The following is a 14,891-nucleotide window of genomic DNA, read 5'->3' on the forward strand; positions in this document are numbered from 1 at the left end:
TAATACTACTAATTAATCTTATATACTAAGACTAAATACATGTATCATACATTTATTAACAATTTATTTTAACTAAATATTCATATGGCTGAGCATTTAGTTAATTAGAACAGTTTTGCTATTATCAGCTAAAAATAATTTAAAGTAAAATATTCACCCTAAAATTTATTCGCAATATGTACTAAAAATTAGGCCACTTAAGAATAATTTTCCCAGTAGCTTGATTGATAGGTAAGCTATGAATTCTATCTACAAAGCTTGAAGGTTCAAATATCCCTTCAATTAAAGAATCAATATCTATTTGGTTATTTGAAAACAATTCAGCCGCAATATCCCATTCTTTACCAGGAAAAGCTTTTGAATAATTCATCCAGCTACCTTGAATTTTTAATTCTTTTCTGAGTATTTTTTCATATGTTTTATATCCTAAGCTTAAATCCTTATGCAAAGTTCCTACTAAAAATACTTCAGCTCTGGGCGCTGCTATGTTTAGTACCAGCTCAAAAGCAGAAGGTGAACCTGCCATTTCAATAATAAGCTGTTCAGAAGCGATTGTTTTTAAATTTAAAAACTTTTCTAAATCACTATTAACTAAAGAGTTGAATGTATGTGTAGCTCCTAATTTTTTAGCTAACGCTAATTTTTCCTGATCAATATCAAATACAGTAACGGTTAAAGCACCAAGTGCAACTGCAGCTTGCAAAGTTAACAAACCAATTGTTCCAGCTCCTATAACAATAACATTCTTATCTTTGCATCCGCCGGCTATCAATATTGGATGCAATCCTACTGTTATAGGTTCAAAAAAGGCACCTTGTAACATTGAAACTTTATTTGGTAATTTTACACATGAAGATTCAGGTATTGATAATATATTTGAATTTGATCCAGGAATTCTTGAGCCTATAAAAGTATAATTTGAACACAATGAATAATTACCTTTTTCGCACACATCACATTTAAGACAAGGTACTAGCGGAGCACATGTGATTCTATCATTCTCCTTGATATTTTTAACGTTCTTTCCAATTTTAATTACTTTCGCACTGAACTCATGGCCTAAAATAATTGGATAATAGTGTGCTCCTCCATTAAAAATTCTTGGCATATCTGAACCACATACACCTGAATAATTAACTTCAACCAAAACATCATTATCAGCATTTAATTCAACTTTTCGATTGCTTATGACTAATTTACTATTTTCTTGCACTTCAATACATCGAGATATCATATTAACCTCACTTTTTTATTATTAATTAAGCCATATTTCATGGCTTAATTAAATTATATTAAACCACTTCAGATTCAGATTTTATTTTTTTTGTAAATTTCCTAGCTCTTTGCCATGTCATCGCTAAAGCAACAACATAAATACCACCTATTATTATAAGCCCAGTTATATTCTCAAATGTAAATAACTCAATTAGAATATAGGTAATGGGAGCACCTCCTTGATCTAGGGAACCCAATAATTTATCACCTGAAACATGCCCTGTAACATTACCTAGCTTTGTTAAATATGGAATAGTTTGAGTCGCAATCCATAAAGTTCCTGCCATTATAATTGAGCCTGAAATGATAGTTCTAAATAAATTACCATTATGGACAGCTACTCCCATCGCAACAAAAAAACCTATCGTTGCTAAATCACCAAACGGTAGAATTTTATTACCAGGCATAATTACAGCAATTAAAATTGTTAATGGAATAAATAATAAACTAGCAGATACGACATTTGTTTGACCTAGAAGCAAAGCTGGGTCTAATCCAATCAAATAATCACTTCCTTTAAATTTATTCTGTAATTTAGTCCTTGCTTGTTTTGCTATCGGATTTAAGCCATCCATAATTGGTTTTATAACTCTTGGCATTAAAAGCATTACAGCGGCAGTTTTAATAGCTAGCTGCAAAATATCCTTCAATCCATAACCTGCTAATAATCCAATTGCTATCCCCATTATAAACCCAACTGTCACAGGCTCTCCTAATGCCCCAAATTTCTTTTGTATACCATCAGTAGTAAAATTTATTTTATTTAGGCCTGGTATTTTTTCAATTATAGCATCAACCATTACAGCTATAGGTCCGCAATATGCAGAAGTACCATGCGGAATAGCTATTCCATCAAGATCAAAGTATTCTTTTGCATCTTTTGCAAACCAATCCCCTAATTTATAGGCAAATGCAGCATGAATAATCACCCCAACAATACCTAGCACATAACTCCCAGTAGCCATGTGGAGCATTGCACCAGTAAACGTCATGTGCCAAATATTCCAGATATCAACATTAACAACCTTTGTCATTTTTAATAGCAACATTAATATATTAACTACTATTGCTATTGGGATAGCAATAAGCGCAATTTCACTTGCCCATGTAATAGGTGAGGTCCCTGGCCATCCCAAATCTATAACTTCTAAACTAATTCCAAATCGCTCTGTCATGCTTTGAGCTGCTGGACCAATTGAATCTAACATTAAACCAATTACTAATCCTATTCCAACAAAACCAATTCCGATATGTATACCAGATTTAAAAGCATCGCCTACTTTCATACCTAGTATCAAAGAAAAAATTAAAATAACTATTGGCAGCATCACTGCTGGGCCTAAATCTAGAATATATTGTATAATTTCATTAAACATGTCAGTTACCTCAACAATTCAAAATATTTAATATTTTTGCTTTGAGCTCATCAATTCCAACACCTGAAATAAATGGCATCCCATGAACGATAGGAGTTTCACCGTACTCTCTATCTATCCTTGCCGTTGTACAAATCAGCACAACCTCATCAGTGAGGTAAGTGTTAATTTCACTCACTCTGCATTGGATTATTTCAACCTTGATTTCATTCTCATTACACAAGTCTTTTATTTCTTCTGCGGCCATTGTAGAAGTAGCTACAGCTCCACCACATGCAACAATTATTTTCTTCATATATCACCTATATTATTAGTTTAAAAAGTTAAACAACTTGGTGTGTAAACATTATTTTTAATACTTCACTATCATCTTCTTCCTCTAACGATAAAAAATTATCTTCACTTTGAAGAAAGCCAAATAACTTCTTTAATATGCCAATTTGATCTTTTGGATCTGTTACCACTAAAAATATTGCTGTTTTAACTTTGCAAACTCCATCACCATCAGCATTTTCAAATTCTATTGCCTCTTTAAGTTTAGTTATATAAATACATGCTTTATTAGAATGTTCAGCTTCGCAATGCGGTATTGCAAGTTGTCCGAATCCAAAATTAATACCAGTTGGAAATTCTGTCTCTCTAGATTTAAGTGCTTCTAAATAACTATTTTTAACATATTCTTTTTTGATTAAATCTTCTGCTACCATATTAAATAAATCGTCTTTATTATTAAGCGTTATATCTACTTTAACTAAAACATCCATTTCGTTACCTCAAGTGCATATAAAAAAACAACTAGTGAGTACTCGCCAATTCAGTCACTTATTTATTGCAATAATAAATGAACAGTTACAAGTTACCCCTCTCTCGTTAAAAAAACAAATAATTCGAAAGAATATGTGATCAACAACACAAATAATCGATATATTTCGAATTAAATCGAAATATCGTTTATACTTTATTCTCCTAAATTTTTTAACTTTCAACCTAATTGGAGCTTTCAAATGCAAGAAATTATATCTAAACATAAAAAATCCCTCACTAGCGGCATTTTTTCAGTATGTTCAGCTCATCCCAAAGTAATTGAAGCACTATTTTTACATGAACAATACACATCAAATAAAGTTCTAATTGAAGCAACATCTAATCAAGTAAATCAATTCGGTGGATATACAGGAATGAAACCAATAAATTTCATTGATTTTGTTAAAAAAATCGCAAAACAATCAAACTTTGATGTTAACCGAATTATTTTTGGAGGTGATCACTTAGGTCCTAACTGTTGGACGAACGAAAATTATGAAGTAGCCATGCATAAATCTAATGTATTGATAGAAGAATACGTAAAAGCCGGATTTACCAAAATCCATTTAGATGCATCCATGCCTTGCAAAGGAGATCCTAAGTTACTTTCTCCTGAAATTATTGCAGCAAGAGCCGCCCTTATGTGTAAACATGCAGAAAATATTGCAACTGATGAGCAATTAGAAAAATTAGGATATATTATTGGAACAGAGGTACCAGTCCCTGGTGGTGAAAATGAAGAATTAACAGCGATACATATTTCAAAAAAAGATGATATTAAACAAACAATTGATTTGCATTTAAATGAATTTGACTCTCATGGCATAACACACGCTAAAAATAAAATCTTAGGAATAGTTGTGCAACCTGGTGTTGAGTTTGACCATTCGAAAGTTTTCGATTATGATAAAACAAAAACGAAAGAAATCGTTAATTTTATTTCTCAAACACCTTGGGTATATGAAGCTCATTCAACAGATTATCAATCAAAAGAAAATCTTAGGGATCTAGTTCATGATAGTTTTGCTATTTTAAAAGTAGGTCCAGCATTAACTTTTGCATTCAGAGAGGCCATTTTAAGTTTAGCTTCAATTGAGGATATCTTAATGCCAGAGCACAAAAAAAGCAATTTAATCAATGTATTAATAAAGACATTATTAAATAACCCGCAGCATTGGGATAAGTACTACAGAGGCAATTTTGATTCTATAAGACAGCAACTTTTGTTTAGCCTCTCTGATAGAATTCGTTATTATTGGACTGATTCGACTATTAATGAATCCCTAACTATCATGTTAAAAAACTTACAAGCCATTGAAATACCAATGAGTTTAATAAGCCAATTTTTTCCTTTACAATATAAATTAATATTATCTGGAAAATTTAAAAATAATGTAAATAATTTAGTTCTATCAAAAATTCAAGATGTATTAGCTGACTATAGTTATGCATGTACATCTGGTTAGTTCCACCTTAACAACCATGCGAAACTTAAATATATGAATTTAATACAAAGAAGAAAATTAATCCTAGATGAACTGAAAATTAATGAAAGCGTAGAAGTTAAAATTCTTGCCAAGATGACTAAATCTTCTGAAGTTACAATTCGGAATGATTTGCGAGAACTTGAACAACAAGGAAAGCTAGTTCGTTTTTTCGGTGGGGCTCACCGTAAAGCCCAATTAATTACCGAAACATTTAATCACGAGCTTTCTAAAGATGAACTAGCTGTTTCAAATCGTTATGCTATTAACAGCGATGCCAAGTTGAGAATTGCAAAATATGCAGCAACGCTTGTCCCACTTAATGCAACTTTAATATTAGATAGCGGCAGCACAACTCATCTTATTGCAGAAGAATTAGCTAAACGGGGAAATATAACTGTTATCACAAATAATCTCCTAGCTGCTGTTTCTTTATCGAATGCAATTAATACTACATTAATTTTATGCGGTGGTTTATATAGGGCTAAAAGTCATTCTTTGCATGGAAAAATAGCTGAGGAAGCTTTAAGAGATATTAGGGCTGATTTAATGTTCATTGGTGCTGATAGTTTTGATCCGGTACTAGGGATGACTACATTTAATGAGGGTTTCAATATAAGTAGAGTTATGAGTGAAAAAGCTAACCAAATTATTGCTGTAGTAGATTCATCGAAGTTTAAACGTGCTGGATACAACCAAATACTATCTACAGAGCAAATTGACATATTAATTACAGATACAGGAATAACTAGCGAATTAACCAACGAATTTACAAACAAAGGCATAAATGTGAAATCAGTTTGATTTTAAAAAAATTTACGTATTGAGGAGACTCCATGAAAAATATAATTAATACTTATTACATGCTTAAGAAAGCTCAGAAAGAAAGTTTTGCTGTGCCTGCATTTAATTTTCACAATCTAGAATCAGTCCATGTAATTTTAGATGTGGCAAAAGAAATGGAGTCACCCGTAATATTAGCAGGTACTCCTGGTACGTTTAAATATGGTGGAGTCAAAGAACTCATAGCATTAGTAAATGCAGCAGCTGAAATTCGCAATATTAATGTTGCAATTCACCTTGATCATCATCACGATTTAAATGATATTAAGTACAAACTTGATAGTGGTATTCGTTCTGCTATGGTTGATGGTAGTGCTTTAACTTTAGATGAAAATATACAGCTCACAAAAAAAACAGTAGAGTTATGCCATCGCTATGCTTGTTCTGTTGAAGCTGAAATTGGCCAACTAATTGGACAAGAAGATGATATGATAGTCGAAAGTGTAAATGATCCCTATACTATCCCTGAAGATGCTTTAAAATTAGCCCAACAAACTGGTATTGATTCTTTAGCTATCGCAATAGGCACTGCTCATGGGATGTATAAAGAAACCCCTAAATTAGATTTTGAAAGATTAGAAAAAATTCAAAATCTTGTCGATATCCCTCTTGTTTTACATGGCGCATCAGGTATCAGTGAAAGTGACATAAGACGATGCATAAAGTTAGGTGTCACTAAAGTAAATGTTGCTACTGAACTAAAAATTGCATTTTCTACTGCATTACGAGAGTATCTAATTGCCAACCCTAGTGTCGATGACCCTAGGCTATATAATGAATTACCTAAAAAAGCAATGGCTCAAGTTGTTAAAGAAAAAATATTAATTTGTAAAAGTGAGGGAAAATACTTTTAAAAGAAGTGGATTTATAAGAAATTTCATATTATAGTTGTGTCATATAAAATCTAGTATATGATACAACTATATAATATTAAAACTAATTCACTAAATATTATTTTCCAAAAATTTGGACTTTAATTCATAAATGATATAATCTGGTGGGATTTTTTCCTGCTCTAACCTTGTAAGTCCAAACTTCCCTGTCCGTAATTCCCTAAATAAAATTAACTCCTCATAGGTCAGATTTTTTGGCTCTGTATAAATGGAGTGAGGTTCATTAACCATACGTTTTTTAAACTGAGTCACAACCAGTTCATTCATCATTAGAGATTGAATATGAGATTGTTTTGCTCTTGCCTCACTTAAGATGGTCAATCCTTCTGAATCAATATCCCCCCAATAACCAATCTGTTTTTCTTCAAGCCACTTAGCATCAAGCCAAGCAATATTTTTACCGCCACCTGCGACTGCTATGGTATCTGGCAGCTCGGGTAACCCTAAACATGACTGTTCATTTTCAACCACCAATATCCTTTTAGCTGGTAAAATAAATCTCCGTAATACTTCGGTTGAAAGGCGCATTAATGGAATATTACCTAAGGCTTGCTGCGTATTAGGGCAAAGAGGCTTAACCAGCAGCCAATCTTTAGGTTTTTCATTCACACCTAACCAGATCTGTAAGCCTTGTGATTCAATAGCAGGATCGATAACTACCTTTGCAAGTGATTCGACTAACTTCATATTGAGTTCTAAAAATTTGGTATCTACCCCTATAATGGGTAAAGCTCTTAAATATAGGCCATGCCCCATATTAGGCTTTAATTGTGAAATGAGATTAGAAAGCATCAGCAACATGTCATCATCAAATCCAACGATTACCTCTAATTGTTCAACCATTGCTAAAAATAATTGATGCGCGCAATGAGGTTTAGGAGCTAATAGTTGGTGAAGTGTCTGAAATTTAACTTGCCAGGATAATAATGTTTTTTGGCATGCGTGCCCTAGAATTGATAACAGTGCATTAAAATGCTCGATATTTAAAAAAAGTGGTATCTCCTGCTCTCCTAAATCTCTAAACCGCCGAGTTTCAAATACCACTTCGCACCCTTCATACAATTTATTATCCCTAAACTCTTGCCATTGCTTAATAAATTGCTGAAAGTGGTTTATATCACCAAGCGCAGCTGTTGCGTTTGGTGGTTTAAGAGCAATTCTAATCGGAAAAGAGATTTCAGCTTTAAGTAATTGTTTTAACGTTCTGGTATTATCCCAAAAACGCTTAGTCAGATACTCAGTAATTTCATTTGGCAATTTACCAAATTTATTTGCTTTTATGTCTTTCATATCCGAAGTATCATTTCCATTCTATTATTCAGGCTTTGAGCTTAGCGTGACACCTAGTGCCTCAGCTTCATTTTTGACAGAAGATTCTTTCCTTTTCATGATGATTTCGTCCATTTCCTGCCATGTTACTTCACACAGCCGACTTTCATGCATTACAGGATCTCGTTCAGCAATTAACAACGCCCTAGCAGACTCTCTTGCAAGGTTCAAATTTTTAAACGGAGTGATTAAATTAACATGGATATTAAGTGCCTTGAACACTTTGAGTACACGTCTACTTACTGTCTCTGCAGTATTTGAAAATGCTTCATCCAAAAATACAGTACAATAAACAGGTTTATCAAAACCATCTGGTGTTAAGACGTAAGCTAAACTTGCTGCAACTATTGTGCCCGCAAAGGACTCTTTCTCACCACCTGATTTACCACTTGAGGATTCAAGCACATCACGGATTTCTTGAGTGGCTGAATCAATCTCTTCTGCATAAAAAGACATCTGATAACGAGGATCAAGTAAACGTAAACTTTCTAGTGTATTAGCAGTAGCACTATTACTGGCTTTATCTAATATCTCAATCACATCTGCTAGTAATTTAAATCTTCCTTCATGATCATCACTCGTAACTTGACTGAGTGCTAGGCGGATTTTTTTCTCAAACTCAATTACATGAGGAAATTTCTCACGTTTAGACCCTAATCGTAAATGACTACCTTGCTTAAACTCCGTTTTCATCAAGACTTGATTGATTATCTCTATTCTTTCTAAAATTTCTTCACGCTCAGACTCTAATTTAGTTTTAACACGTGCAAGGGATTGCGTTGCATGCTTATTTAATCGCTCCTTAAACTGCTCAACTAAACTTGGTAGCCCTTCTCTTTCAAGTTCTAAATAATGAGCAACATAATCTTCTAATCCCTCTAATCCCACTGCCCAATCTACTGTAAGTGGCAACCATTTATCTTTTCCTCTAAAGGAACCCATAATGTGATTGGCACTATTTTCTGCCGACGTTTTAGCACGCCTCACCTGTTCTAATTCTGTCTCTAATACCCTATCAATATCAGCTTGTTTATGCGCTGTATCGAGAGTTATATGCCCAACTCTTTTATGTAATAGTTTAAATATTGTCTCACTCAATTCAGTTATTGCTAAAGCTTCAACCTGATTAAGTTGTCTATTTGCATAGCGCTTATCATTATCTAACGCACCTTGTCTGATTAAACTATTTGATTTATCATTTTGTACAGTTTGTAAAATTTGTTTAGCTTCTAACCAAAGTGTTTTAGCTTGCTCTATATTACCACTTGATGATTCTAATACCTGTAAATCGGATTCAAGCTGTGTCAGCCGATTATGCCAATAAGGCGCATTGATCTGTTCCCATTCAAATTTAAGCAAAGCATGGCAAGTTTGAGCCTTACCTTGAATCAGCTCTAGTGCTTCTATCGCAACCTTATCTTGCTTATCAATATCAGCTAATTGATTTTTTAAAGATTGTTGTTCATTATTAAGAAGCAATAGCCTGGATTTATTTGAAAACCCTAAACTCCAAGCACGCTTGTCATCAATAGCACGTTGATCTTTTTTCTCAAACCGCCCTTTTTCATGGTGAACAAGACCTGTAATAGTCATAGAAAAAGGCGTTGCATTGAGAGTTTCTGTATCCAAAACACAATGTAAATCAAACTTTACTAAAAATTGTTTTAGCCAATCTCGATAGACATTATCGCGCCAAACCAACTTTGTAAGATAACCATCTTGGAAAAAATTAGCCAACGTAGCCTTTTCATTCAATTGAGCCACTTGAACCCGCACATGCAATCCGGTATGTTTTTGGTTTAACCATCTTGTCACGAGCGGATAGTCTTCAGAAGTTACTAGCAGAGTTGTTTTTAATCCGCCTAATGCTCGCTCAATCGCACCTTGCCAAGCCCTTTCCTCTTCTTTGACATCGATAAGTTCACCGATATAACGGACATTATCACTTTTTAAAGATAGGCTTTCTATCATCTCATCACGTAATTTTTGATAACGTATATCGATGTTCGAATCTGGTCTTGCGATAATCGCCTGTGCTTCTTCTTTGATTTCTTCAAATCGTTTTAGGATTTGATTTTTATGAGATCGAATATCAACAAATTCATCTCGTTTTTTATTGACCTCTTGTTCAATTTCAACTAACTTCTCTTTCGCAATGATGAGATTTTTATCAAAAATATGCTCTTCCAAGTTATCATTCAGTTCTAAAATAACACAAGCCTCTTGATAACTTGATGCCGTTCGAATCACATCATTCAATTTTGATTTGAGATGAACAATTTCTGATTTTAAACCTTCTATTTTACCGCCGCCAAGAGACAAATAAGCTTCATGCCGATTTTCAACTAACGCATTTGCATCTTGTTCTTTAACTTCAAGTTGCTTTATCTCCCTATCTAATGCGATTTGTGTTTGTTCAAGTTGAGCAATTTTTTCTTCAAAAAGCGCTTTTAAAATACGAGCAAAATAGATGGGGAGTCCCTGTTTTTCCATCGCTAAAGAAGTTAATTGTTCACTTGTTGTTTTAATAATCTCAGCAAGTTCAGGTAATCTCACTAAATGATTCGATTGTTCTTTTGCATCTATTAACTTAGTATGGGTTGCAACTAAATCAGCAAATTCTTCTACGACTTTAAGTGCATCTTCACGAACACTGCTAGGCTCAAGTACTAACTCTCGTATCAGCTTAGTTAAATCATCAATTTTCTTTAATCCTAATGCACGTGACAATAAAGCAGGCGCATTTTTATTGTCCATATGCAATAACTTACGATATAGCGTTTGATAATCAGAAAAATTATTATCACAATCTGTAATATCTGGATCATCTCGCAAAAATTGTTTCAGCTTTCTTGTATTACCTTCGTCAAAAAAAGATAATACCTCTGTTAATTGTAGTGAACGCTTAGCAACACAATACAAACGCTTTACATCAGATAAAGCATTACTAGAACTAGTTGTCCAAAATAGAGCAAGTAAAGTAAGGTAACTGCCATCATCAGCTTGATATAATGCACTAATACCAGTAACCACCCCTTTTTCACGTTTACTTTTTACTCTTGTTGCTGCGCCATCATGTGCAGTACCAAAACTCCCTCTCATATAGGAAAGCAAAGAACGGTCTGATTTATCTCCTTGCGCTGCTGCAACATTAAATGTTGCTTTACCAGCTGGTAATAACAATGCCATTAGTCCATCAATTAAAGTCGATTTACCTGCTCCATTATCACCGGTAATGAGCGTGCCTTCTTTATCAATAGAGGCGGTGTGAAGTCCATGAAACGATCCCCAATTATATACTGATAATTCGACTAATCTAATTTGGCCTTGAGAAAAAGGCTTAGTTTTTGCTCTAGCAGGTACAATTTTAGGCTCTGTTTTATCAAGTACTGTGTTGTCTATTTCGAGTTTAAATCCGATTTGATCACGAGATTCGGTAGCCTCGCTTTCTTCTTCTGAAGAAAATAGTAATGATGTTTGAACAGGCGCTTCTATTTTTGGGTTTTTTTTATCAGACATTACAGTTCATCCTCATTATCATCTTTGACAATATCATGCAAAGAACCATTCTGCACTTTACCAAGCATAGATTTGTACTCCTCAAGTAGTGTTTGCAAGAAATTTGCACTAACGACATATCTAATTAATGGCGTAATTTCAAAGCGATCATCAGCGCCTCTTACCGCAGAAAGTAATTTACGCTTTTTAAATTCATTAATTCTGGCCTGTAATTTTTTACGCTCAAGCGAGGCATGATCTGTGATTGGTAAAAAAGGCGTTAAATACGATTCTAAACGCTCAATGTCGATAATAATTTTTTGCTCTCCTGCACTTTCTCTTTCTTGGTAATGTTTTCTCAGCACTAGTAATATTAAAGTATCAAATAATGTTAATACGCGCTTAGTAATCAGTGAGGATGCTTCAGCCTGCGATTCCCCCTCTTCTAACTCTAAATCATCCTCAGAAGTATGCTCACTTTCAAAAGTTGCAATAAATGCAATACCTGTTTTTTCATCTAGTAATAACTGAAGATAGACTTCACTAAGATGCCTTCTAATAAACTCTACATAGCGGCAGATTAGATTGAACACCTTAGGTTTTTGACTAGCAAGCACAACACCGTGGCGCATTAAATATACTAAAGCTCGCCTTGCTTCATGAGGAATATCTGTTTGTTCAGTGTGAGTAGAGATATCAGTTATGCCCATCACATCATTGCTTTCCAAGGATACTTGATTTTCTTCAACTTTATCGGTAGTAGGCGATTGCCCCATCACCTGATTAAAAAAACTATGTTTATCGTCTGTCATTCATTTATTCCTATTGACTTGCTAAGACAATCTTGGTGCTTAGCTAAGTATATTTAATCTCACTATTTTAAAGATCAAACCGTTGATTTTTTTTACTTCTTTTTTATTCGGCATAAATATGTCATATCTTCCTTTATATATCCACCTGAACGTTTATATTAGATAGAAAGTTCATCTAATGTTTCAGGAAAAAGATTAAGGCTCAATAGATATGTTGGAATAGTTGCTTCAATTGCATTGCCATGCTTATCACGCACTATCACTTTCTCTGTTGTTTGTAATTGAGCGGCATTAATTGCTTTAGCGACTCGCAGGTAAGCCACCAACTCCTCTAATCCAGATTGAATTGGATTAATCTCAATAAGCATACCAATCGAGCTTGGACCTTTATCTCGCAGCGTGTTCACAATACGCATTGCAAGCTCCCTAATTTGCACTGTTTCTAGACTAGCTAGTACATCTGCGCTCGGCTCCCTACTATTGATATGGGTTTTAATGTCAACCATATCAAGCTTATCTTCAGGTGTTCTTAATCTCATGCTCTCAGGTGAACCGATTTCAAGTGGACCGATATGAAGCTCCATCGAAAGATTAGTTTTCAGATCAATATTTTCATCACGTAATAAAATTGCGTGTCTTTCAAGTTGAGAAAGTAGTCTATCAACCGCTCTATTTTCAAGTGCTGCGCCGCTTTCGATATAGGATCTTAATCCCTCCTCCGTTCTGCGTCTGACTCTAAATACTCTATCGCTTTCCTTAGATAGTTCACGCATAAGTTGAGATAAAAATTGTGTTTGCTGAGGTAATAACTGTTTTGCTGAAGGTTGTTGTAAAATACTTCTTAGTTGTTCCCTAAACTCTGTCGTTCTATTTTGATCGCATAACAGCTGAAAAAAACCTTCAAATGCACTGCCTGATTCAGTAGAAGCAAGCAAAGCTTCTTTTTCCATTACCGATAATAATATATCACCTCGAGTTGCGCTACCCTCAACAATTTGCACTCGTAAGGATTTATCAAGCAGTCTGATTTCATCTTCAACACGCCTAAAATCCCCCGTTAACACGGAGGCAAGTTGGTAAATTTCACGAATTCGCTCTTTTTGCTCAAGCTCAGTTAACATCACAATGTGTCCGGCATTAAGCGCATCAATTTCTTTTTGTATTTCTTGTTTCTTATGTTCAAGTAGTTCAACACGTTGATCGATACTAGGGTTCATAGCTAATGCTAAATCTCTTACTGCTTCTTGAACAATTCTCAAATGCGATGCTGTGGTGCTTGACCCACGCTCATCTAATCCTTTACAAAACCTTAGCGCAATTTCACTCGCATCAGTTTTCGTTAAAGTATCATCCATTTCACGAAGCCAACCTTGCCTTATCCATTGGTTTAAATATGTGCCTGCACTAGTTTCAGTTGACCATATCCCTAATTCACGACTCAGTTTCAGTTCCTCATCTAAAATAATTTTGGCTTTCCCATACTCTATTTCACTTTCTTCTTGAAATAAAGACGCAATAAAGGCAAGAATATAAGGGGCATTATCAGTTTTTAATAACTTCCATGCGGCATGTTCACTATAAAGTCGCTTATATTTTGCTTGAAATCCCTGAAAACTCATTTAGCCTCCCACGACTTGGTTATATAATCAATGCTGAAAGTCTACTGATTGTGAAAAAATGATTAGTTACGAGTATGAATGATAGCAAGACACTTATTTTAGTTGATTATATCGCTGTTCGATAGGCTAAAAAACAATATTGAAAACTGATTCTGATTATTTATCTTAGTATCACTACTTCAGAAGGTAACAATCTTTACAGCATATATATTTTATCATATCGATTATTCTTTCAATTTACTTACCATTAATTTAAGCATTACATAAATTTGGGTGCTCTTATTTATTAACGGTCAAAAGCATAAACAATCACTGTTATCATTTGCATATATGATTAAATATCAACCAAGAATTTTGCGGTTAGCTTTATCCATTCAAAACCTTACGACAAAATGTAATTATATGTTACAAAAACACATTTTAATGTAAAATTTATGATTTTCCTTTGAGTTGCTCTATAAAAATGATAAATTTGTTATTAATAAAAATGAATACTTAACATTTCAGGTGATTAAAGCATACATAAATAAAATTCTAAGATGTCTTTTATATGCTAGCTATCGTATTTTGAATCAGTTTATTTAATTTCGCAACGGACTAATTAATAATTGATTTTAAAAGGTACGAATATTTTGACACCATAATTTAAGGTAAATACATTTTATCAAATTTTTACTATAGGCTAATTAACACCACTTATTAAGCATCATTTTGATTTTTAGTATTAATGTGTCAACCAGCAAAAACATAAGGATATGACTACAAATATGATAACTCTTCATAAAAATATATTTATCATCCGCCCAATTATACTCGGGCTAATGGCGCTAGGGTTTTCTTACGCAGCTTCAGCTGTGATTGCAACAAAACAAACTGAACAAAAAGAAATCCAAGGCTATCCCCCTTATATGCAAAGTGTGGGGGCTGAGCTTCTGACTGAAGTGAAGGATAGTGATAC

Annotated in this window: 12 protein-coding genes; 4 read left to right on the forward strand and 8 right to left on the reverse strand. The window is 34.0% G+C overall.

The window, feature by feature from the left end:
* Positions 1 to 181: 181 nt before the first annotated feature.
* The 4 genes from BMW37_RS12840 to BMW37_RS12855 all read right to left on the reverse strand — a co-directional run bounded on the left by BMW37_RS12840 (position 182) and on the right by BMW37_RS12855 (position 3,415).
* On the reverse strand, positions 182 to 1,213 hold the full coding sequence (locus BMW37_RS12840) for a zinc-binding dehydrogenase (RefSeq protein ID WP_245711072.1): 1,032 nt from the start codon (positions 1,211 to 1,213) through the stop codon (positions 182 to 184).
* A gap of 79 nt (positions 1,214 to 1,292) precedes the next feature.
* A complete protein-coding gene (locus BMW37_RS12845) occupies positions 1,293 to 2,651 on the reverse strand; it encodes a PTS galactitol transporter subunit IIC (RefSeq protein WP_093321880.1) in 1,359 nt (452 codons plus the stop codon).
* A gap of 10 nt (positions 2,652 to 2,661) precedes the next feature.
* A complete protein-coding gene (gene gatB, locus BMW37_RS12850; RefSeq protein ID WP_093321882.1) occupies positions 2,662 to 2,946 on the reverse strand; it encodes a PTS galactitol transporter subunit IIB in 285 nt (94 codons plus the stop codon).
* Between the two features lie 28 nt (positions 2,947 to 2,974).
* The gene (locus tag BMW37_RS12855; protein WP_093321886.1) at positions 2,975 to 3,415 is read right to left on the reverse strand and encodes a PTS sugar transporter subunit IIA; all 441 of its coding nucleotides are present in this window, start codon (positions 3,413 to 3,415) and stop codon (positions 2,975 to 2,977) included.
* A 240-nt stretch (positions 3,416 to 3,655) separates the two neighbouring features.
* Here BMW37_RS12855 and BMW37_RS12860 point away from each other — a divergent pair, with 240 nt between their 5' ends.
* Genes BMW37_RS12860 through gatY form a run of 3 tightly spaced genes read left to right on the forward strand, consistent with a single transcriptional unit; the run spans position 3,656 to position 6,636 of the window.
* Positions 3,656 to 4,921: a class II D-tagatose-bisphosphate aldolase, non-catalytic subunit gene (locus BMW37_RS12860; protein ID WP_093321889.1), complete on the forward strand. Its 1,266-nt coding sequence runs from the start codon at positions 3,656 to 3,658 to the stop codon at positions 4,919 to 4,921.
* A gap of 33 nt (positions 4,922 to 4,954) precedes the next feature.
* Entirely contained in the window at positions 4,955 to 5,743 is a 789-nt protein-coding gene (locus BMW37_RS12865) for a DeoR/GlpR family DNA-binding transcription regulator (RefSeq protein WP_093321891.1), read from the forward strand.
* Between the two features lie 32 nt (positions 5,744 to 5,775).
* Positions 5,776 to 6,636, forward strand: a complete 861-nt coding sequence (gene gatY, locus BMW37_RS12870; RefSeq protein ID WP_093321893.1) for a tagatose-bisphosphate aldolase subunit GatY — start codon at positions 5,776 to 5,778, stop codon at positions 6,634 to 6,636.
* A gap of 90 nt (positions 6,637 to 6,726) precedes the next feature.
* Here gatY and BMW37_RS12875 read toward each other — a convergent pair whose 3' ends face one another.
* From BMW37_RS12875 to BMW37_RS12890, 4 genes are all read right to left on the reverse strand, one after another.
* Positions 6,727 to 7,965, reverse strand: a complete 1,239-nt coding sequence (locus BMW37_RS12875) for a Wadjet anti-phage system protein JetD domain-containing protein (RefSeq protein ID WP_093321896.1) — start codon at positions 7,963 to 7,965, stop codon at positions 6,727 to 6,729.
* A 24-nt stretch (positions 7,966 to 7,989) separates the two neighbouring features.
* Complete coding sequence (locus tag BMW37_RS12880) at positions 7,990 to 11,523, reverse strand: ATP-binding protein (protein WP_093321899.1); 3,534 nt, start codon at positions 11,521 to 11,523, stop codon at positions 7,990 to 7,992.
* The gene (locus BMW37_RS12885; RefSeq protein WP_093321904.1) at positions 11,523 to 12,314 is read right to left on the reverse strand and encodes a DUF4194 domain-containing protein; all 792 of its coding nucleotides are present in this window, start codon (positions 12,312 to 12,314) and stop codon (positions 11,523 to 11,525) included. The genes BMW37_RS12880 and BMW37_RS12885 overlap by 1 nt, the downstream gene beginning before the upstream one ends.
* 158 nt (positions 12,315 to 12,472) lie before the next feature.
* Complete coding sequence (locus BMW37_RS12890) at positions 12,473 to 13,933, reverse strand: DUF3375 domain-containing protein (protein WP_093321908.1); 1,461 nt, start codon at positions 13,931 to 13,933, stop codon at positions 12,473 to 12,475.
* A gap of 767 nt (positions 13,934 to 14,700) precedes the next feature.
* Here BMW37_RS12890 and BMW37_RS12895 point away from each other — a divergent pair.
* The coding region (locus tag BMW37_RS12895) for a hypothetical protein (protein WP_143047659.1) at positions 14,701 to 14,891 on the forward strand (191 nt) is incomplete at its 3' end.

The organism is Thorsellia anophelis DSM 18579, assembly GCF_900111395.1.
Classification (GTDB): Bacteria; Pseudomonadota; Gammaproteobacteria; order Enterobacterales; family Thorselliaceae; genus Thorsellia; species Thorsellia anophelis.

Excerpts from the sequence above, each read along its gene's own strand:
- BMW37_RS12855 (WP_093321886.1), bottom strand. The coding sequence starts at position 3,415 with ATGGATGTTTTAGTTAAAGTAGATATAACGCTTAATAATAAAGACGAT.
- BMW37_RS12845 (WP_093321880.1), bottom strand. The coding sequence starts at position 2,651 with ATGTTTAATGAAATTATACAATATATTCTAGATTTAGGCCCAGCAGTG.
- BMW37_RS12890 (WP_093321908.1), bottom strand. The coding sequence starts at position 13,933 with ATGAGTTTTCAGGGATTTCAAGCAAAATATAAGCGACTTTATAGTGAA.
- BMW37_RS12875 (WP_093321896.1), bottom strand. The coding sequence starts at position 7,965 with ATGAAAGACATAAAAGCAAATAAATTTGGTAAATTGCCAAATGAAATT.
- gatY (WP_093321893.1), top strand. The coding sequence starts at position 5,776 with ATGAAAAATATAATTAATACTTATTACATGCTTAAGAAAGCTCAGAAA.
- BMW37_RS12885 (WP_093321904.1), bottom strand. The coding sequence starts at position 12,314 with ATGACAGACGATAAACATAGTTTTTTTAATCAGGTGATGGGGCAATCG.
- BMW37_RS12880 (WP_093321899.1), bottom strand. The coding sequence starts at position 11,523 with ATGTCTGATAAAAAAAACCCAAAAATAGAAGCGCCTGTTCAAACATCA.
- BMW37_RS12860 (WP_093321889.1), top strand. The coding sequence starts at position 3,656 with ATGCAAGAAATTATATCTAAACATAAAAAATCCCTCACTAGCGGCATT.
- gatB (WP_093321882.1), bottom strand. The coding sequence starts at position 2,946 with ATGAAGAAAATAATTGTTGCATGTGGTGGAGCTGTAGCTACTTCTACA.
- BMW37_RS12865 (WP_093321891.1), top strand. The coding sequence starts at position 4,955 with ATGAATTTAATACAAAGAAGAAAATTAATCCTAGATGAACTGAAAATT.